Annotated in this window: 15 protein-coding genes; 6 read left to right on the top strand and 9 right to left on the bottom strand. The window is 67.4% G+C overall.

Translation table 11 applies throughout. The annotated features are described in order from the left end of the window. Positions 1-32: 32 nt before the first annotated feature. Positions 33-707 carry an energy transducer TonB gene (locus tag LN450_RS03690; RefSeq protein WP_039418649.1) on the bottom strand — a complete coding sequence of 225 codons (675 nt, stop codon included), beginning with the start codon at positions 705-707 and terminating at the stop codon, positions 33-35. Between the two features lie 297 nt (positions 708-1,004). After that, the gene (locus tag LN450_RS03695; RefSeq protein WP_008573166.1) at positions 1,005-1,739 is read right to left on the bottom strand and encodes an SIMPL domain-containing protein; all 735 of its coding nucleotides are present in this window, start codon (positions 1,737-1,739) and stop codon (positions 1,005-1,007) included. Between the two features lie 138 nt (positions 1,740-1,877). Here LN450_RS03695 and LN450_RS03700 point away from each other — a divergent pair, with 138 nt between their 5' ends. The 3 genes from LN450_RS03700 to LN450_RS03710 all read left to right on the top strand — a co-directional run bounded on the left by LN450_RS03700 (position 1,878) and on the right by LN450_RS03710 (position 8,010). Continuing rightward, complete coding sequence (locus LN450_RS03700) at positions 1,878-2,450, top strand: Maf-like protein (protein ID WP_011347998.1); 573 nt, start codon at positions 1,878-1,880, stop codon at positions 2,448-2,450. Further along, a complete protein-coding gene (gene rng, locus LN450_RS03705; RefSeq protein ID WP_011347997.1) occupies positions 2,450-3,949 on the top strand; it encodes a ribonuclease G in 1,500 nt (499 codons plus the stop codon). Before LN450_RS03700 ends, rng begins: the two co-directional genes overlap by 1 nt. Before the next feature lie 140 nt (positions 3,950-4,089). Further along, a complete protein-coding gene (locus tag LN450_RS03710) occupies positions 4,090-8,010 on the top strand; it encodes a YhdP family protein (protein ID WP_039418647.1) in 3,921 nt (1,306 codons plus the stop codon). A gap of 15 nt (positions 8,011-8,025) precedes the next feature. On the opposite strand, the gene LN450_RS03715 is transcribed toward LN450_RS03710, so the two are convergent. Further along, the gene (locus LN450_RS03715; RefSeq protein ID WP_039418657.1) at positions 8,026-8,778 is read right to left on the bottom strand and encodes a DUF6065 family protein; all 753 of its coding nucleotides are present in this window, start codon (positions 8,776-8,778) and stop codon (positions 8,026-8,028) included. Between the two features lie 98 nt (positions 8,779-8,876). Here LN450_RS03715 and tldD point away from each other — a divergent pair, with 98 nt between their 5' ends. Continuing rightward, positions 8,877-10,322 carry a metalloprotease TldD gene (tldD, locus tag LN450_RS03720; protein WP_011347993.1) on the top strand — a complete coding sequence of 482 codons (1,446 nt, stop codon included), beginning with the start codon at positions 8,877-8,879 and terminating at the stop codon, positions 10,320-10,322. 256 nt (positions 10,323-10,578) lie between these two features. Here the strand turns inward: tldD and yjgA are convergent, their stop codons facing one another. Beyond that, positions 10,579-11,160, bottom strand: a complete 582-nt coding sequence (yjgA, locus tag LN450_RS03725; protein WP_008573162.1) for a ribosome biogenesis factor YjgA — start codon at positions 11,158-11,160, stop codon at positions 10,579-10,581. A 147-nt stretch (positions 11,161-11,307) separates the two neighbouring features. On the opposite strand from yjgA, the gene pmbA reads away from it, so the two are divergent. Next, on the top strand, positions 11,308-12,675 hold the full coding sequence (pmbA, locus tag LN450_RS03730) for a metalloprotease PmbA (protein WP_011347991.1): 1,368 nt from the start codon (positions 11,308-11,310) through the stop codon (positions 12,673-12,675). A gap of 326 nt (positions 12,676-13,001) precedes the next feature. Then, positions 13,002-13,463: a DUF4870 domain-containing protein gene (locus LN450_RS03735; protein ID WP_039418359.1), complete on the top strand. Its 462-nt coding sequence runs from the start codon at positions 13,002-13,004 to the stop codon at positions 13,461-13,463. Between the two features lie 69 nt (positions 13,464-13,532). Here the strand turns inward: LN450_RS03735 and LN450_RS03740 are convergent, their stop codons facing one another. The 5 genes from LN450_RS03740 to LN450_RS03760 form a co-directional block, all read right to left on the bottom strand. Further along, on the bottom strand, positions 13,533-14,621 hold the full coding sequence (locus tag LN450_RS03740; protein WP_011347989.1) for a M35 family metalloendopeptidase: 1,089 nt from the start codon (positions 14,619-14,621) through the stop codon (positions 13,533-13,535). A 460-nt stretch (positions 14,622-15,081) separates the two neighbouring features. Continuing rightward, positions 15,082-15,957, bottom strand: coding sequence for a polyprenyl synthetase family protein (locus LN450_RS03745; RefSeq protein ID WP_011347987.1), 876 nt, complete (start codon positions 15,955-15,957; stop codon positions 15,082-15,084). A 1-nt stretch (position 15,958) separates the two neighbouring features. Then, positions 15,959-16,219, bottom strand: a complete 261-nt coding sequence (locus LN450_RS03750) for an exodeoxyribonuclease VII small subunit (protein WP_011347986.1) — start codon at positions 16,217-16,219, stop codon at positions 15,959-15,961. Positions 16,220-16,250: 31 nt separating this feature from the next. Further along, positions 16,251-17,555, bottom strand: a complete 1,305-nt coding sequence (gene tilS, locus LN450_RS03755) for a tRNA lysidine(34) synthetase TilS (RefSeq protein WP_039418355.1) — start codon at positions 17,553-17,555, stop codon at positions 16,251-16,253. Between the two features lie 369 nt (positions 17,556-17,924). Further along, positions 17,925-19,631 (bottom strand): alkaline phosphatase family protein, encoded by a 1,707-nt coding sequence (locus LN450_RS03760; protein ID WP_039418353.1) that lies wholly within the window; start codon positions 19,629-19,631, stop codon positions 17,925-17,927. Between the last annotated feature and the right edge of the window lie 111 nt (positions 19,632-19,742).

Raw genomic sequence — 19,742 nt, forward strand, 5'->3', positions numbered from 1 at the left:
TGCGGTTGCAGGCCGCCGCATCCAGTCGCCACTTAGTTCAGCGAGAAGCTCACCGGCACCAGACCATAGGCCTGCACGGCCTGGCCGTTCTGCATCGCCGGCTGGAAGCGCCAGCTGCGCAGCACCTGGCTACGCGCGGCCAGGTCGAGCACGCGATGACCACTGCTGGTCTGCACGCTCACCTCGGCCGGACGCCCATCGGTGCCAACCAGTACGCGCAGTACCACCGTGCCTTGCTGCCCTGCACGCAGTGCAGCCGCCGGATAGCTCGGCGCGGGCGAACTCAGATACTGCAATTGCCCTGCTTCGACCGGGCCGCTGGGTGCGGTGGTTGTCGGAGCGCTGTCTGCAACAGCGTCGGAGACCGTTGCGGCAACGGCAGCCGGTGCGCTGTCGACAACGGAGGGTTCACTGACCACCGGGGTCTGTACCGGCACCGGCAGCGTCTTGGTCGGTGAATGCGTTTTCGGCGTGAACTTTACTTCGACTGGAAACACCAGCGGCGGTGGCGGCGTCGGGATGCTGACCGGCATGAGCCAACGCTCTTTTGGCGCGGTCTGCTGCGGAATGGCCCGGTGCGAGAGCGGAATCAGCAACAACCCGCCGGCCAGCAGGTGCAATGCCACGGCCGTGCTCATCGCCAGAACGCGCGAGGGGTCGATGCCAAGGGGACGGGAAAAAACCTGCGATTGCGTGCGAACCATCATCCACCTCCAGAACGGAACTGCGGAAAGGACCAGCGCGAGCCGGACGCACATCACCATCCGGTGGCGTAGGTTTACCGCGACCTCTGCGCGGGCACAAGCGATTTCGAAGCGCTGGAGGTCGGCTGGTCGATTCGCCCCGATCGCATCGATCCGCACACATTTGGCGCGCCTGACTCGTGCCGGAAACGGGGCGTTGCCATCGCAAGAGGAGGCAACAAAAATTTTGGCTTGGCCATAAAAAAAACTGCCCTCGAGGAGGGCAGTCTGCAAAGCAAACCGAACGCGGTTGCGGTCAGGTCAACGCCCCAGCTCGAACGTCACATCCAGGTTGATCGACAAGGTGCTCTCGCCGGGGGCGACCGGGGTGTCCATCTCGGCCTTTGCCGAGCGCATCGAGGCGGCCATCATCATCGGGCGGACTGCGCCGCCGCTGCGGCCTTCGGAAATGCTGACGATGCGGCGCACCTTCAGCCCCAGCGACTTGGCGTAAGTTTCGGCGCGCGCCTGGGCCTTCTTCAGTGCGGCAACGCGGGCTTCGTCGTAGACCGGCTCGGGCTGGTCGATCGAAAAGCTGGGGCCGTTGATGTCGTTGGCGCCTTGCGCGACCAGGGCGTCGAGCACCTTGCCCAGGCGGGTGATGTCGCGCACCTTGAGGCTGACCGTGTTGCTGGCCTGGTAGCCGTTGATCTTGGGCGCTTCGTTTTCCTTGTAGGTGTACTGCGGGCTCAGATTGATGCCGCTGGTCTGTACGTCTTTGTCGGCGATGCCGGCAGCTTTGACCGCGGCCATGACCTTGCTCATCTGTTCGGCGTTCTGGCGCATGGCGGCGTTGCCGTCGGCGGCCTGGGTGACCACCCCGGCAGACAGCGTGGCGATGTCCGGCACACGCTTGGCTTCGGCCTCGGCCGAGACGTTGAGCAGGGTGCCGTCGCTGGGAATGGTGTAGCTGGACGCAGGTTGGGCGTGGGCAGTCATGGCGGTTCCGGCAGCGATGGACAGGGCCAGCAACAACGGCTTGAGATGGGTACGCATGAGATCTCCTTGTCTGTGTGGCGAGCGTGTTGGCAGCTCGATGAATATGTTGTGAGTCGAGCACGACAGCGCCGTCGGCAACGGTGTGTGCGTTCACCAGGCAAGCGGGCGAGTGCGGGCAACAGGTATGCTGGACGGATGCTCTATCTCGCTTCCCGTTCGCCGCGCCGACAAGAACTCCTGCAACGCCTGGATGTGCCGTTCCAGACGCTGCAACTGGATGTGCCCGAGCTGCGCGCAGCCGACGAATCGCCCGACCAGTACGTGCAGCGCGTTGCGTTGGAGAAGGCGCATGCCGGGCTGGCGCTGGTACAGGCCGCCGACCCCGACGCCATCGTGCTGGGCTCCGATACCGAGGTGGTGCTGGGCGAGCGGGTGTTCGGCAAACCGGTCGATGTGGACGATGCCGTTGCCATGCTGCGCGCGTTGTCCGGTCGCACCCACCAGGTGCTCACGGCGGTGGTTCTAGTCTGCGCACAGCGCGCGCCGGCTCAGGCATTGGTGGTGTCGGAGGTTACCTTCGACACGCTCGATGATGCGCAGATCGCCGCCTACGCCGCCTGCGGCGAGCCGATGGGCAAGGCTGGCGCCTACGCGATCCAGGGCCGCGCCGAACGCTTCATCCGCCATCTGTCCGGAAGCTATTCCGGCGTGATGGGATTGCCGCTGTACCACACCTCGCAGTTGCTCACAGCCTTCGGAGCGCATTGATGTCGGAAGAGATTTTGGTCAACGTCACCCCGCGCGAGACCCGTGTGGCGGTGATCGAGAACGGCATGCTGCAGGAACTGCACATCGAGCGCGGCTGGCGCCGGGGCGTGGTGGGCAATATCTACAAGGGCAAGGTGCAGCGGGTGATGCCGGGCATGCAGGCTGCCTTCGTCGAAGTGGGGCTGGAGCGTGCCGCGTTCCTGCACGCCAACGACGTGGTCCGTCTGGCACCGGCACCAGCCAGCGTGGTCGATACCGAAGAAACCCCGATCCCGCCGCCGCCGCCGGCCTCGGTGCCGATCGTGGAGCTGCTGCGCGACGGCCAGGAGATCGTGGTGCAGGTGGTCAAGGATCCGATCGGCACCAAGGGTGCGCGGTTGACCACGCAGATCAGCATCCCTTCGCGCTATCTGGTGCTGCTGCCGCAGTCCAAGGTGGTTGGGGTGTCGGCGCGCATCGAAGACGAGGCCGAGCGGCTGCGCCTGAAGACCATCGTCAGCGAGGTCTCGGCCCAGCATGGCGGCTTCGGCTACATCATCCGCACCAATGCCGAAGGCCAGCCGGCCGAGGCGCTGGCCGAAGACATCGCCTATCTGTCGCGGGTCTGGAACGTGGTCGAGCGCCGCGGCCGCGAAGCGCCGCCGTGCAGCATCATCTACGAAGACCTGAGCCTGCCGCTGCGCGCGGTGCGCGACCTGATCCGCCGCGACGTGGAAAAGGTCAAGGTCGACTCCAACGAGACCTTCGTGCAACTGCAGGCGTTCGTGGCCAAGTACATGCCGGTGCTGGCCGAGCGGCTGGAGCTGTACACCGGCGACCGCCCGATCTTCGACCTGTACGGGGTCGAAGACGAGATCGGACGCGCGCTGAACAAGCAGGTGCCGCTCAAATCCGGCGGCTATCTGGTGATCGACCAGACCGAGGCGATGACCACCATCGACGTCAATACCGGCTCGTTCGTCGGTCAGCGCAACCTCGAAGAAACCGTCTTCCGCACCAACCTGGAAGCCGCGCAGGCGGTGGCGCGGCAACTGCGCCTGCGCAACCTGGGCGGCATCATCATCATCGACTTCATCGACATGGACGATGCGGAGCACCGCCGGCAGGTGCTGCGCACCCTGGAAAAAGCGCTGGCGCGCGATCATGCCAAGACCACCGTGTATGAGTTCTCGCCGTTGGGCCTGGTGGAGATGACCCGCAAGCGCACCGTCGAAAGCCTGGAGCGCCAGCTCTCGGAAACCTGCGGCCAGTGCGGCGGGCGCGGCACCATCAAGACCGCCGAAACGGTGACCTACGAAATTTTCCGCGAGATCACCCGCGCCGTGCGCCAGTTCGATGCCGCGCGCCTGTTGGTGATCGCCTCGTCGAAAGTGGTCGCCCGCATCACCGAGGAAGAGTCCGCCGCCGTGGCCGAACTGGAAGAGTTCCTCGGCAAGAGCATCCGCTTCCAGTCCGACGACCAGTACCTGCAGGAGCAGTTCGATGTGGTGCTGCTGTGAGTCCGGGAATGGGGAATCGGGATTGGGGATTTGTAAAAGCCGGCCCCGTCATGATGTGCGGCCAGCAGGAGCGTTGACGTTACCGTGCTTGGACACGCTGTAACCAATCCCGAATCCCCAATACCCAATCCCCGCTCCTGATGCCCACCCCGCTGCGCCGCCGTCTCCGTCTGTTTCGCCGCTATGCGATCACTGCCTGCGCGCTTGCGCTGGTGGCGGTCGCGTTGTTGGTGGGCGCGGCCAGCCAGGCGCTGCCGTTGGCCGAGGAACACCCGCAGCAGATTGCGCAGTGGCTGAGCCAGCGTGCCGGTCAGCCGATTGCGTTCGACCGGCTGCAGACCGAATGGACCCGGCGCGGTCCGCTGCTGCGGCTGGATGGGCTGCGTATCGGTCCGCACGGCGAGGTGCGCGTCGGCCAGGCCGAGGTGCTGTTGGCGATGTACGCCGGGTTGCTGCCGGGCCATTCGCTGACCGAAATACGGCTGCGCGGCCTGGCGCTGACCTTGCAGCGCAGCGACGACGGTGTGTGGTCGGTCCAGGGCATGCCCGGCGGCGGAAACTCCGATCCGTTGGATGCGCTGCGCCGGCTGGGCGAGATCCAGCTGGCCGAAGCCCGACTGCACGTGGCCGCGCCCTCGATCGGCCTGGACACCACGCTGCCGCGCATCGACCTGCGCCTGCGCGTCAGCGGCTCGACGGTGAAGGTGGGCAGCCGTAGCTGGATCGATCTCAAGCGCGCGCCGCTGACGGCGGTGCTGGAATTCGATCGCGACAGCGGCGACGGCAGCGCTTATGTGCAAGCCGATCCGGCCGACCTGTCCGCATGGGCGTCGTTGCTGCAGTTCGGCGGCATGCGCGTGGAGGGCGGTGGTGGGCGCTTGCAGGCCTGGGCGCAATTGCGCGCACGCCGGATCGCTGCAGTGAGCGTGGATGTCGACCTGCAGCAGCTCCGCCTGTCCGGGGCCGCGCTGCCGGACGAGACCGCGCGGCCCACGCTCACCTGGGAACGGCTGCAGGCGCGTGCGCGCTGGCAGACCATCGATGGCGGATGGCGCGTGGACGCGCCGCTGCTGCGCCTGGGCCCGGCAGCGCAACTGCAGCACCTGGACGGGCTGAGCATTGCCGGCGGGCGCCGCTATGCGGTGGTGGGCAAGCATGTGGATGTCTCGGGCCTGATTGCAGCTGCCGCCTTGAGCGAGCAGTTGTCGCCCGCCTTGCGGCGTTGGCTGAGCCTGTCCAAACCGCAGCTGCGCGTGGCCGACCTGCAGGTCGCCGGCGAGCCAGGCGGCGCGCTGCGCGCGCGGGGCCAGATCGAAGCGTTGGGATTTCTGCCGGTGGGCAATGCGCCCGGCATCAGTGGCCTGCGCGGCACCCTCGATGGCGATGCGCAGGGCGTCGAGCTGGACCCCGCGCCCGACGCCACGCTGCGTTTCGACTGGCCGACCGGCTTCGGCGTGGTGCACGAGATCCAGCTGGCCGGCAAGATCGTCGGTTGGCGCGAAGGCGCGGGCTGGCAGGTCGCCACGCCGGCGTTGCGCGTGCAGGGCAAGGATTACGGCGCCAACGTGCGTGGCGGGCTGTGGTTCCAGGGCGATGGCAGCCGCCCGCGCATGCAGCTGGCGGCCCAACTGGACGATGTGGCGCTGCCGGTGGCGCGCAAGTTCTGGATCCGCTCCAAGATGAGCGAGGCCGCCATCGACTGGCTCGACATGGCCGTGGCCGGCGGCACCGTCACCGGCGGCACTGGCCTGGTCAGCGGCGATCTGGACGATTGGCCGTTCGACAACAACGACGGGCGCTTCGAAGCGTTCGGGCAGATCCGCGATGGCGTGATCCGCTTCCAGCCGGACTGGCCGGCGATGGAGCAGGTCCAGGCCAACCTGAGCTTCATCGGCAACGGCTTCTCGCTGCAGGGGCAGGGTGATCTGGCCGGTACCCCGGTCGCGCAGCTGGAAGCGGGTATTCCCAGCTTTGCCACCTCCGAACTGTACGTGCGCGCCGCCACGCAGGCCGATGCGGCGCAACTGCTCGGCATGTTGCGCAAGAGTCCGCTGGAGCGGCGCTATGGCGACACCTTGCGCAATCTCACCGTGTCCGGGCCGGCCGCGGTGACCTTCGACCTGCTGCGCCCCTTGCGGACGCACGGTGCCGGCGGCCATCTGCAGGGCACGGTGGCCCTGCAGGGCGCCAAGCTGGCCGACGCGCGTTGGGACCTGGCCTTCGACCAGGTCAGCGGGCAGGCCGAGTATCGCGACACCGGCTTTGCCGCCGAGCGGCTGAGCGTGCAGCACGAAGGCCGCAGCGGCGAATTGTCGTTGCGCGCCGGCGGGTTGGTGCAGGACCCCAGGCAAGCTTTCGAAGCACGTCTGGGCGCCACCCTGGATGCCAGGGAACTGTTCGACCGTGCACCCCAGATGGAATGGCTGCGCCCGTACGTGCATGGCAGTGCGCCCTGGCAGGTGGGCGTGGATGTGCCGCTGCCGCCGCCGGGGCAGACCGATGCGAACGCGGTGCTGACGCTGCGCTCCAATCTGGTCGGCACCACGCTGGATCTGCCCGCGCCGTTGGACAAGGCAGCCAGCGAGCCATTGGACACCCGGGTCAGGGTCGCGCTGCCGCTGGGCGATGGCGACATCGATGTGGGGTTCGGCAAGCTGGTGGCCCTCAAGGCCAGCAGCCATGGCGCGCAGACCGGCGTGCGTGTGGTGATGGGCACCGATACCGTCACCGAACGGCCACCCGCCAACGGGCTGGTGGTGACCGGCCGCGCCGCCTCGCTGGATGCGATCGACTGGATCAGCCTGGCGCGCGGTAGCAGCGGCGACGCCGACATGCCACCGTTGCCCGGCCAGCCGGCCGTGCCCGTCAAAGACCCGATGCCGTTGCAGCAGGTGGATGTGCAGGCAGACCGGTTGCTGATGATCGGTGGGGTGTTCCCGCAGACGCGTCTGCGTCTGCGCCCCACCCGCGATACGGTGGCGGTGACGCTGGACGGCCCCTCGCTGGCCGGCCAGCTCACCGTGCCCAATGCCGACGGCGCAACGGTGCAGGGCACGTTGAAGACCGTGCACTGGCAGCCGGTGGAGGCGCCTGCCGAGCCGGCCGCGCCCGAGCCCGGCGACCCATTGGCAGGCGCGTTGCCGGAGCCCGCGCGTCGTGCCGTGGCCGAATTCGACCCGGTGTCGATCCCGCCGCTGGCGCTGGATATCGACGATCTGCAGATCGGCAAGATGACCTTCGGTGCGGCCACCCTGCGCAGTAGCCGGCTCACCGATGGCATGCAGGTGGATCAGCTGCAACTGCGCTCGGACGATCAGAACATCGGCCTCACCGGAGCCTGGCGCGGCAAGGGCGAGGCGGCCAGCACGCGGTTGTCGGCGCGCGTGGACAGCCGCAACCTGGGCAATCTGCTGCAAAACCTCACCCTGGGCGGCCAATTGCGCGGCGGCGAAGGGCAACTGGAGCTCAATGCCGGCTGGCAGGGCTCACCAACCGGTTTCGCGCTCGGCTCGCTGGACGGCAACCTCAAGGTCGATGTGCGCAATGGCCAATTGCTGGAAGTGGACCCGGGCGCCGGCCGCGTGCTCGGCCTGCTGAGCGTGGCGCAGCTGCCACGCCGGTTGATGTTCGACTTCCGCGATTTCTTCTCCAAGGGGCTGGCCTTCAACAAGCTGGCCGGCGAGGTGCGCTTCGGCGAGGGCTTCGCGCGGACCGATGCCATCCGCATCGAAGGCCCGGCTGCCGACATCGCGATCCGAGGCCAGACCGACCTGCGCGCGCAGACCTTCGACCAGACCGTGGACGTGAACCCCAAGGCCGGCAACCTGCTGACCGTGGTCGGCGCAGTGGCCGGCGGCCCGGTGGGGGCCGCTGTCGGCGCAGCGGCCAACGCGGTGCTCGGCAAACCGCTGGGTGCGATCGGTGCCAAGACCTATCACGTCACCGGGCCATGGAAAGACCCGCAGGTGGACGTGGTGGAGCGCGAGGCGCGCGAGCGGGCGCCGAGCAAACCGGCCGCCCCCTCCGGCAGGTCCGGCAAGCCAGACCCGGCGCAGCGCTGACGGACTCCGTCGGCCTCACTCTGCGGGCGCGTCCTCGCTGCCGGCACGGGTAAACATCGGCAGGCGCAGTCGCGACCGATGTCCCGGCACTGGCGGCTGCCCAGGTGCGGCCCCACCAAGAAAATAGCCACGCTGCCATTTTTCGCGTGCCGCCGCCGATTGCGCATCGGGCAGGTCCTCGAGAAAGCGCGTGCGGCTGGATGTCCAGTCGGCGTGTTGCTGCGCCAGCTGCGGCGCTTCGGAAAGCGGCTTCCACTGCGGCTGCACCTGCTCGATCAACTGCCGCTGCAGCGGGAACAGATGACAGAACGGTTCGCCCGCCTCGAAGCGCACCCGCCCGGGCCGGGTGAAGCGCCAGTTCATGGTGAAGGTGTGCGGGCTCCAGTCGGTTTCCACCATCCCGCTCAGCGCGCCGATGCCGTCCTTGGGCCGGTTCAATGGACCGGTGACGAACAGGTCGATGCCGGTGTCGGTGCGGAACAGGCACGGTACGTGGAAGGTCAGCACGCCATAGCCGAAGTGGCTGATCGCCGGTGCCTGCGTGTTGGCATCGGCGCTGATGCTGATCGCCGCCAGTGCGTCGCTGCCGTCCCAACTGGCCTCGAAACCGGACTGGCACAGCAGCTCCCAGCCATGCGCATTGGCGATCGCCAGCGGCAGGCAGCGGTAGGCGTAGCGCTGGTCGGTGGCATCCATCCACGCGCGCTCGTGCGGGGCAGGGCGGATGTCCAGCGTATGGCCATCCAGGACGTAGGCGATGAGCTTCATGCGCGGGCGATCGGTGAAGAACTGGCCAGCGATGATAGCCGTGCGCATGTTCAGCCGAACGACTTGTCTCCCCGGCGCGCGGGCCCCATCCTGACCACATGACCGATAACGCTCTCACTCTGGCCGAAACCCGGCTGCTGCTTCCTTCCGGCCTGGACGCCGGCCATCTCGACCGCACCTTCGGCGCCCTGCTGGGCCCGGGCATCGACTTCGGCGATCTGTATTTCCAGCATTCGCGGCGCGAGAGCTGGAGCGTGGAAGACGGCATCGTCAAGGACGGCGCGCATTCCATCGAACAAGGCGTGGGCGTGCGCGCAATCGCCGGCGAAAAAACCGGCTTCGCCTATTCCGACGACATCCACCGCGATGCGCTGCTGGAAGCGGCACAGTCCGCGCGCGCGATCTCGCGCGAGGGCGGGGCGCAATCCACCCGCGCGCTGGTACGCGGCAATGGCCGTGCGCTGTACCCGGCCACCGATCCCATCGACGACATGGACAGCGCCACCAAGGTGGACCTGCTGCGCCGAATCGACCAGTTCCTGCGCGCTGCCGACCCGCGCGTCAAGCAGGTGATGGTGAGCCTGTCCGGCGGCGTGGACACGGTGCTGATCGCCCGCAGCGACGGCGTGCTGGCAGCAGACGTGCGGCCGCTGGTGCGCTTGAACGTGCAGGTGATCGTCGAACAGGGCGGCCGGCGCGAATCCGGTTATTCCGGCGGCGGCGGCCGCTATGGCTATGCCGAACTGTTCGCCGACGGCCGCCCGGAAGGGTTTGCGCGCGAAGCGCTGCGCCAGGCGCTGGTGAATCTGGACGCGATCCCGGCGCCGGCTGGGGTGATGCCGGTGGTGCTCGGTCCGGGCTGGCCCGGCGTGCTGTTGCACGAGGCGGTGGGGCATGGCCTGGAAGGCGACTTCAACCGCAAGGGCACCAGCGTCTACGCCGGCCGCATCGGCGAGCGCGTGGCCTCGCCGGGCGTGACCATTGTCGATGACGGCACCCTGGACGGGCGCCGCGGCTCGCTCAATATCGACGACGAAGGCACGCCCAGCCAGTGCACCACGCTGATCGAAGACGGCGTGCTGGTGGGCTACATGCAGGACAGCCACAACGCGCGCCTGATGGGCGTGGCGCCCACCGGCAACGGCCGCCGCGAATCGTTCGCGCACCTGACCATGCCGCGCATGACCAACACCTACATGCGCGCCGGCCAGCACGACCCGGAAGAGATGATCCGCTCGGTCAAGAAGGGCATCTACGCGGTGAACTTCGGTGGCGGCCAGGTCGACATCACCAGCGGCAAATACGTATTTTCGGCCACCGAGGCCTACCTGATCGAAGACGGCAAGGTCACCGCACCGGTCAAGGGCGCCACCCTGATCGGCAACGGCCCGGAAACCATGCAGAAGGTGCGCATGATCGGCAACGACCTGGCGCTGGACGAAGGCGTGGGCGTGTGCGGCAAGGACGGGCAGAGCGTGCCGGTCGGCGTCGGCCAGCCGTCGCTGCTGATCGACGGCATCACGGTTGGCGGAACGCAGGCCTGAGATGCGGGGAATCGGGAATCGGGATTTGGGAATCGTAGCGGCAGGAGCGCAAAGCAGTGCGTCAGGCCTTTGCGATGCACTGGTCCCGATGCGCTTGCGGCATCGGGATTTGGAGGTCGTCGCAGCGGCAGTCCGTTGCCGTGTGTCTGGCGCTTACGGCGCGTCGACCTCGATGCGTCGCAGCAGGAATTGGCGGTGGAAGTCGGGCCGGTCTGCGATCACTGCCGGGCGACTGCGCCGCCGCTTCCGTGAATCCTTACTCGTCGCCTTCCGCCGCCGACTCGTCGTCTTCCAATCCCGAATCCCCACGCTCCAATCCCTGCTCTTGAGACAGCTCCCGCAGCACCTGGAACAGTTCGCGGTAGGCGCGCGGGGGCTTGTTCTTGGCACGTTCGTGGATCGCGTTGCGCACCAGTTGACGCAGTTGCTGGCGATCGGCGGCCGGGTAGGCTTCCAGCAGTTCGGCCAGCGCCACGTCGCCTTCGGCCAGCAGGCGTTCGCGCCAGCGTTCGACCCGGTGGATCGCCGCCACTTCGCGGCGCGCGGTATCGCTGTTGGCGTCCAGCGCATCGCGGATCGCGGCCAGGGTCTGCTCGTCCTCGCGGCGCATGTGCTTGGCCAGAAACGCCAGCTGCCGCTTGTGCGCGATATGCGAGGTGATGCGCTTGCTCTCTTCGATATGCGGGATCAGCGATTCGGGCACCGGCAACTTGGCCAGCTGCGCCGGGGTCAGCGCCACCAGCTTTTCGCCCAGGTCGAAAATCTCCAGCGCCTCGCGCCGCTGCTGGCTGCGGCTGGCGCCACGAAATTCACCGGTCTCTTCATCGCGTCCGCGCATTGCCACCACATCCCGAAACTTGGTTGATAAACATCTGCGGCCTCGAACGGCCGGGCGTCGGCGGAATAACTCCGCACCGAATTCAAACATTCCGGTCATGGATGGCCGGGCTTTCGCGGACGGATCCGCGTTTCCAAGGATAAAGCATTGAACGCACTCTCCTCCGAAATCCGCGTCACCGACGACAGCCTGCAGCGCCTGGATGCGCTCACCGACATCTCCCAGCGCCTGCTCGAGCGCGCGCGCGCCGCCGGCGCCACGCAGGCCGAAGTCAGCTGCAGCGAAGAGCGCGGCCTGGACGTCAATGTGCGGCTGGGCGATGTGGAGACGGTCGAATCCACGCGCGATCGTGGCATTGCGGTCACGGTCTACTTCGGCAAGCGCAAGGGCAGTGCCAGCACTGCCGACCTGCAGGATTCCAGCCTGGAATCCACCGTGGCGCAGGCCTGCGCGATCGCCCGCTTCACCGAAGACGACGTGGCTGCCGGCCTGGCCGACCCGGAGTTGATGGCGCGCGAGTTCCCCGAGCTGGACAGCTGGCATCCGTGGGCGCTGGACGCCGATACCGCCGTGGATCTGGCGCTGGCCTGCGAAACCGCCGGCCGCGACGCCGACGCGCGCATCAGCAACTCCGACGGCGCCTCGGCCAGCACCGGGCTCAGCCTGTCGGTGTACGCCAATTCGCATGGCTTCATCGGCCGCGAGCGCGGTACCCATCATTCGATCAGCTGCGCGCTGATCGCCGGGCAGGGCGACGGCATGCAGCGCGATGGCTGGTACAGCAGTGCACTGGCACGCGAGGACCTGGAAGCGCCCGACGCCATCGGCCGCCATGCCGCCGCGCGTACCGTGGCGCGCTTGCAGCCGCGTTCGCTGCCCACCGGTCAGTTGCCGGTGCTGTTCGCTCCGGAAGTGGCGCGCTCGCTGGTCGGCCACCTGCTCGGCGCGGTGTCCGGCGGCGCGCTGTATCGCCGTGCCAGCTTCCTGCTCGACAGCGTCGGCAGCACGTTGTTCCCGGACTGGTTCAACATCGAAGAGCTGCCGCACCTGCGCCGCGGTTTGCGCTCGGCCGCCTTCGACGGCGAAGGCGTGGCGACGCGGCGTTCGGCGCTGATCAGCGACGGTGTGCTGCAGCGCTATGTGCTGGGCAGCTATTCGGCGCGCAAGCTGGGCCTGCAGACCACCGCCAACGCCGGTGGCGTCCACAACCTGCAGGTCACCGCCAATGCGGGCGATCTGGCGTCGATGATTGCCGGCATGTCGCGCGGCCTGCTGGTCACCGAACTGATGGGCAACGGCGTCAATCCCGTCACCGGCAACTATTCGCGCGGGGCCGGCGGCTTCTGGATCGAAAACGGCGTGATTGCCTACCCGGTCGATGGCCTGACCATCGCCGGCAATCTGCGCGACATGTTCGCCGGCATCGAAGCGGTGGGCAGCGATGTCGACCCGCGCTCGCACGTCAAGATCGGCTCGGTGCTGATCAACCGCATGACGGTGGCAGGCGACAGCTGAGCGGCACCGCTGTGTCGGCTTCGCCGGTTTCCGGGCGGCTTGTCGTGTAGGCGCACGCCTCACGAGCCGCCGCTCGCACCTGACGATGCATCTGCGTAACGCCGAAGCGGGCAGGTCACGGTCACCGCCGCTGTCTCCGATGCGATATGCGCAATGGGGTATGGATCTTGCGGCGGCGCGCGCGACGTGCGAGCGCTACCTACGCACCTTGCGACGCGCGTTAATAAGCCCTCTGCGTCTTGTGGGCGGCACCCGCTCGCACTAAGGCAGGGTGGTCTTTTTCGCCATGGCGCGGCCGATTGCAGCCATGGCCGGGCCGCGCACCCATGTCTTTCCGCACTGGTGGCTGGCTGAATCGTTGCTATAGTCCGCCGCACCACAACCATGCACGGGGAGACATGATGAGCGAATTCGAATCGCACGCCGCACCGCCACCGCCACCGGTCAGCACCAGTCCGTCGGAGGAGCGTACGCTCGCGCTGGCCGCGCATCTGCTCGGCATCGTGACCTCGTTCGTCGGTGCGTTGGTGATCTGGTTGATCAGCAAGGACGCCAGCCCGTCCAAGCCGTTCGCGACCGATCAAGCCAAGGAAGCGCTGAATTTCCAGATCACCGTGCTCATTGCCACCGTGGCAGCGATCATTCTGACCATTGTCTCGTTCGGCATCCTGTTCTTCTTGCCGACGCTGGTGTGGATTGCCAACCTGGTGCTGTGCATCCTGGCCGCTGTCAAGGCCAACAACGGCGAGCATTACCGTTACCCGTTCGCGCGGCGCCTGATCAAGTAACCGGCGCGGTGGAAGCGACAAAGGCCCGGCAGCGATGCCGGGCCTTTGTCGTATCAGGCGATGGAGCGATCAGTTCTGCGCCGGGGTGTTTTCGGCGAAGTACTCATGGCTGTCGGCGTTGGTGATGGCCTGCGCCGGGTTGCTGATCGCCAGGCTGCGCGCGCCGGACTGGCCATAGACGCGGTCCTGGGTGCCGGCGACGACCGTGAAGTGACTCATCTCGTGTACCAGCGTGCCGGCCTTGGAGTCGGTGCCGGTGGTCGATGCGCTCCAGAACGCATTGCAGACATAGATTTCGTAAGGCGCGTTGGCATAGACGTACGCGAAGGCACTGTCGGTGCAACCGCAATTGATAGTGATCTGGCCGTTGTTCTGGTCCAGCGCATTGTCGATGTTGACGAAGTTCGAGCTGACCCGGCTGTAGCGCGAGGCGTTATAGGCACCAAACCAGGTGGTGTAGCGCGCGCCGGTGCTGCCGGCATTGAGGTAGTTGCGCGCGTTCTGCGAGTAGTTGCGCGCGGCAGTGACGGCACTGGCGATCTGGCTGGTGCGGGTGGTGCTGCAGTTGAGGTAATTGATGCCGTTGACCACGGCGGTCGGGCCGACTGCGAGCTGGCGCTGTACGCCACGGTTGACGCCGTCCAGCCACACGGTGAGCGGGGTGCTGGTAGCCACGGCCGGCTCGCCGCTGGCGGCTTTCATCAGGCTGCCGTCGGAAAAGGAAGCGTACTGCAGCGCCGAGCGCACCTGGATGGTGTAGTTGCCGCTGGTGGACAGATCGTAGGCGCCGGCCAGATCGACCTCGCCCTTCACGCTCTGGCCTGGCTGCAGGATGGTGAAGTCGGCGGCCTTGGGCAGGCCGCGCTTGACCAGGCGCCCGGTGTAGTCCACCGGCTTGCCGTCGCGGCTCACTTCCAGAATGCCGTTATCCAGCGATTTCAGCGGCAGCTGGTACGTCGGCACGCGTGCGGTCTGGCTGCCGTTATTGGTGACGGTGACGGCGATCTTGCCCTGATGACGCCCAGCCTGGTCGGCCACTGGCGACAGTTCGATGGTCAACGGAACCGGGCCGCGCACGGACTGCGCCTGGGCCGATCCGAGGACGCCAACAACGGCCAGCGTGCCTGCTGCAAACGATGCGAGAAAAACGTTCTTCACCAGTGACTCTCCGTGTGATCGGGGGATGTCCGCGGATGCGGGCAAGCCAAACCTAGGCAGGACGAGCGGACGCGACAAGTTATTCAATTGCGAATATTTTGTTCGTAGCGAACTTATGAACGCCGCTGAAATAGCACGAATGTCGACAATTCAGCTTTAAAATGTGCGATCGGTCATGTGCTGCAACTCCGAATGTGTCAACGCATGACACAAACGCAGCCAAGAAAAGTTGCAATGTGTGACCCAGTTCGCCGCTTGCACGCCCCCGATGCAGACGTTGACCGTGCGCTGGCGCACGGAGTGCGCAAATCGTGTCCGGCGCGTCCGCTCTATGTCGCAAATCGTCCAGATGTGGCTGCGCGAGCCACCAGCGCGCCATTGCGGCACGCGGGAAACTTCAGATCGATTCGGGCATCGGCCGCTCCCGCTCGCTGCGGTGTAGCGGCGTTGGCAACTGCGCCTAGTGCGCGCGGTTCACCGCAAACCGGCCCAAGGTGGCCAACGTCTCGCCTGGTTGCCCATAGGGCTGCAGGACGTCGTGCATGCGCGCGGCCAGCTCGGCCAGCTTCGCCTTGGCGCCATCCATCCCCAGCAGGGCGGGGTAGGTGGATTTGGCTTGCGCCGCGTCCTTGCCGGCGGTCTTGCCCAGCTGCGCCGAGCTCGATTCCACATCCAGGATGTCGTCGCGTACCTGGAAGGCCAGGCCCAAGGCGTCGGCAAATTCGTCCAGACGCTGCTGGTCGGCTGCCGCGGCGCCTCCGGTGAGTGCGCCCATCCGGACCGCCGCACGGATCAACGCGCCGGTCTTGAGCGCATGCATGCGTTGCAGATCCTGCAGCGACTGCAGTTGCCCGGTCGCATCGATATCCAGCGCCTGGCCGCCGCACATGCCGGCCGCGCCCGCAGCAGTGGCCAGGCTCTGTATCCAGCTGACGCGCAGTTCGGCGCTGGCAGAGGCAGTGGCGAGTAATTCGAACGCGCGCGTCTGCAAGGCGTCGCCGGCCAGAATCGCGGTGGCCTCATCGAAGGCGATATGCACGGTGGGCTGGCCGCGCCGCAGCGCGTCGTCGTCCATCGCCGGCAAGTCGTCGTGCACCAGCGAATAGGCGTGAATCAGCTCTACCGCCACCGCGGGCGTGTCGAGCTGATCCTCAGCAGCGCCGAACAAAGCGCCGCTTGCGTAGACCAGCAGCGGACGCATGCGCTTGCCCCCGCCCAGCACGGCATGGCGCATCGCTGCATGCAGGCGCTGCGGCGCATGCGTGGCGCGCGGCAGGCCCGCCTCCAGGCTGCGTTCGGTGCGGGCGATCCAGTGGTCGAACAGCGCCGAGCTCACCTCAGCCGTCCAGCGACGGCGGTTCGAAGGCTTCGGCAAGCTCGGGGCGGGCGGGGTCGGTCAACAAGCGCACGCGCAGTTCGGCCTGTTCCAGCGTCTGCTGGCAATCACGGTACAACCCGATGCCGCGCTCGTAGGCCGTGAGCGATTGCTCCAGGCTCAGATCGCCGACTTCCATCTTCTGCACCAGTTGCTCGAGTTCTTCCAGCGACTGTTCGAAGCGGGCAACCGGGGACGTTTCGTTCAAAGACTTCTTGGCCATCTCTAAAGTGTGCGGCGCGCGCGCAGGCGGGTCAATTCGCGTCGGCAGCCGCGCGCCATTGCAGCGCGGCGGCATTGGTCTGCAACCATGCGTCCAAGGTGGCGGAAATGATGCAGTCGCCGGCGGCGAGTACCTGCGTGCCGTCCCACAGGATCGGCAGGCGCCCGCGCTCCCACGGCGGTAGGTCCAGCGCCTGCAGCAGGTGTTTGAGTTGGTGCGAATGCGTGCGCTGCGGCAGCACGATGCGCTCGCCGCCCCGGCGTGCGCGCACCAGCAGCGGTTGCGCAAAGCGCAGCCCGGGTGCGCCGAGTAACCGCAACTGCGCACCGTCGGGCAGGTGCAGGGGCGCTGCGCCGTCCCACTGCGCGTGCCAGTCCGACGGCCAGGCCGCAGCGGGGCGGTTCAGAAACAGGCACTGGCGCCAGCGGCGTACTTCTACCCCTTGCCACGCAAAGCAGGCCTGCCGATCTGCGGCGTGATTGTCGATTTCCCGTTCCAGTGCGGCCACGCCTTGCGCAGGCAGCGGCGGGGCGTGCGCAGCACTCACCCAGGCGCGCAACAGCCGTGCCCTTCGTTCCACGGGTTGCGCGCGCAATGCCTGCAGATCCAGCGCGCCGCTTGCGGTCTGCACGCTCGGCAGCAACGCCATGTCCTGCTGCAGCAGTAATGCGCTTGCATCGGCGCTCAGTTGCGCACTGCGCGCCAACGCGTCGGGTGCTTGCGGCCAGCGTTGCTGCAGCAACGGCACGACCTGGCTGCGCAGGAAATTGCGGTCATGGCGCGGGTCGGCATTGCTGGGGTCTTCGATCCAGCGCACGCCTTGCGCATGCGCGTAGGCGTGCAGATCGGCGCGGGCGTGCGCCAGCATCGGGCGCCACAGCGTGCCGCTGGCGAATGGGCGCTGCGGGCGCATCGCCGCCAGGCCTTCGGGGCCGGACGCACGCAGCGCACGCAGCAGGAAGGTTTCCGCCTGGTCGTCGCGATGGTGTGCCAGCGCCAGCCATTCGCCAGCAGTGAGCGCCTGCGCGAACGCCGCGTGTCGCGCGTGGCGTGCTGCCGCTTCCAGCCCAAGACCGCTGTCGCGTGCCACCTGCACCCGGACGATCTGCAACGGCACCTGCAGCGTGTCGCAGGTGCGTTGGCAATGCGCGGCCCAGGCATCGGCATCGGCATGCAGCCCATGATGCACATGCAGCGCGCGCAATCCTGCGTGCCGATAGCGTGGCGTCGCCGCCAGCAGATGCAGCAGCACGCTGGAATCCATCCCGCCGCTATAGGTCAGCAGCACCGGGCCGGGCGGGGTGGCTGGCAACAGGAGCGGGGTGCCGGTCAGCACAGGCGCAATCTCGCAACGGCTCCTGCGCGCTCGGCGAGCAGATGCCATCCCTGCTGCGTGATTGCGTGTTGGCCGCCTGCCCGGCGTGTTCTCTGCTTGGGACCCATCGACGATTCCATCGTTCCCGGCGCCCCGCAGCGCGAACAACCGTGCGCAGCTGCAGCCTGGGCTGCATCGTGCTGCCGTGCGCGGTCACCGTAACGTCCCGCTACGGCCCATCCGAGCACCACACCAACGGCTGGGGACTGCGGCTGTTCGCAGGCGTGATTGCACATGGCGGTGGCGACGCCAGGCGGGCAGGTCGAGCGGCGACGCGTCAACCGCATCACGCGCCAGCTCGCCCGCCATCGCCGCAGCGCCGCCTGCGCATCAGCGCTTGACCGCAGCCTCGAAGGTGGCCGGCCTGGGCAATTCCACCGGCACGCCGGCGGCATCGCAGGTGCCTGCCTTGCACAGGCGCTCGCGCAGGCGCGGGGTGGCCTGGACGATGACGTGGTAGATCACGTTCTCTTCCAGCGTGCCGCGGAATGCCGCGCTGCCGGGGCCGGTGGCCCAGATGCCGACATCTTCGCCGCCGTGGCTTTCGGATTTGGTCGGCACCAGCGCTTCCTGCATGTAGCTGGGGGCCTCGGTGTCGACGTGGGTCAGGTCCGGGCGGCCGGCAGCCGGCTCACTACTGCTGGGTTCGTGCGGATATTTCTTGGGGCCGGCCGGCTGCGCATTGCTGGCACCGGTGTAGCCGGGGCCGTTGGCGTAGCTGAGCGTGGTGTATGGCTGGCCGGCCAGGTCGGTGGCCAGCTGGCTGCGGTCGCCTTCTTCGCCGCCGGTGCCGCGCACCTTGCCCAAGATCAAGTTGCCGCGCACCGGGTAGCCGACGAAGTTGAGCGTGTGCGAATGGTCGGCAGTCACGATGATCAGCGTGTCCGCTGGCGCAGTCTGCACGGCAGCGCGCACGGCATCGGACAGCGACACGGTTTCGTCGAGTGCGCGGTAGGCGTTGCCGGCGTGGTTGGCGTGATCGATACGGCCGCCTTCGACCATCAGGACGAAGCCATTCGGGTCGCGCGACAGCGACTGGATCGCGGTGCGGGTCATCTCGGTCAGGCTGGGCTCGCCCTGCGGGGTGCGGTTGCGGTCGTGGTCGAACTGCATGTGGTCCGGCTCGAACAAGCCCAGCAGCGCCGGTGCACCGGACGCTGCCTGCAACTGCTGCTCGTTCCAGACATAGGCGCCCTGCGGGTGCGCCTGTTTCCATTCGGCCACCAGATCGCGGCCGTCCAGGCGCAGGCCCACCTTGTCGTCGTATTCCGGGTCGCGCTCCTGCACGCTCTGGAACTGGCTGCGTCCTCCGCCCAGCACCACTTGCGGGCCTCGGCCGTAGCGGGCGGTGGAGAGCAATTGCTGGGCGATGTCCTGGCAGCCGGCAGCACGCGCCGATTCGGGAAGGTCGGTGTCGTTTTCCCAGTTGCGGTCCGGCGAATGCGCATAGGTTGCCGCCGGCGTGGCGTGGGTCAGGCGCGTGGTGGTGACGATGCCGGTGGCCATGCCGGCGCTGTCGGCCAGCTGCAGCCAGCTCAGCAGGCCCTTGTTCAAGCTGTCGGCACAGTCGCTGCGGTTGCCGCTGCTGACCCCGATCGCGCCCATGTGCGACTTCACCCCGGTGGTGATCGCGGTCATGGTGCCGGCCGAATCCGGCGTCTGCGAGTCGGTGTTGTAGGTCTTGCTGAAGGCGGTGGCGGGGAATTGTTCCCACGACAACAGGTTTTCTTCGCCCGGCCCGCCCTTGCGCTGGCCGTCCAGGATGCGGGCGGCGGCGACCGTGGTCAGGCTCATGCCATCGCCCAGGAACAGGATCACGTTACGCGCCTTGCCGGCCATGGCGCCGTTGCCGGCGGCACGGGCGGCGCCCGAGCGGTACCACCACTGCGGGGTTTCGCCGGCCGGGTGCGCCACCGGCGGTACTTCCACGCGGACCGATGCGGGTGCGGAGGTGCTGCTGCCGGTCGTGGAGGCGCAGGCGGCGACGCACAGCGTGGTCAGGGCGGCGAGGGTAGGCAGGCGGTAACGCATCGGCATCGAACTCGTGGCTGAATCAATCCCCATTATGCCGCGCTGGGTGGTGTCACACCGATGACACAGCGCTGTTCCAGCGGTGGTCTCGCGGGCAGGGCAGCCCTGGGCTATGGT

The sequence above is a fragment of the Xanthomonas euvesicatoria pv. euvesicatoria genome (assembly GCF_020880415.1).
In the GTDB taxonomy this organism is placed as follows: Bacteria; Pseudomonadota; Gammaproteobacteria; order Xanthomonadales; family Xanthomonadaceae; genus Xanthomonas; species Xanthomonas euvesicatoria.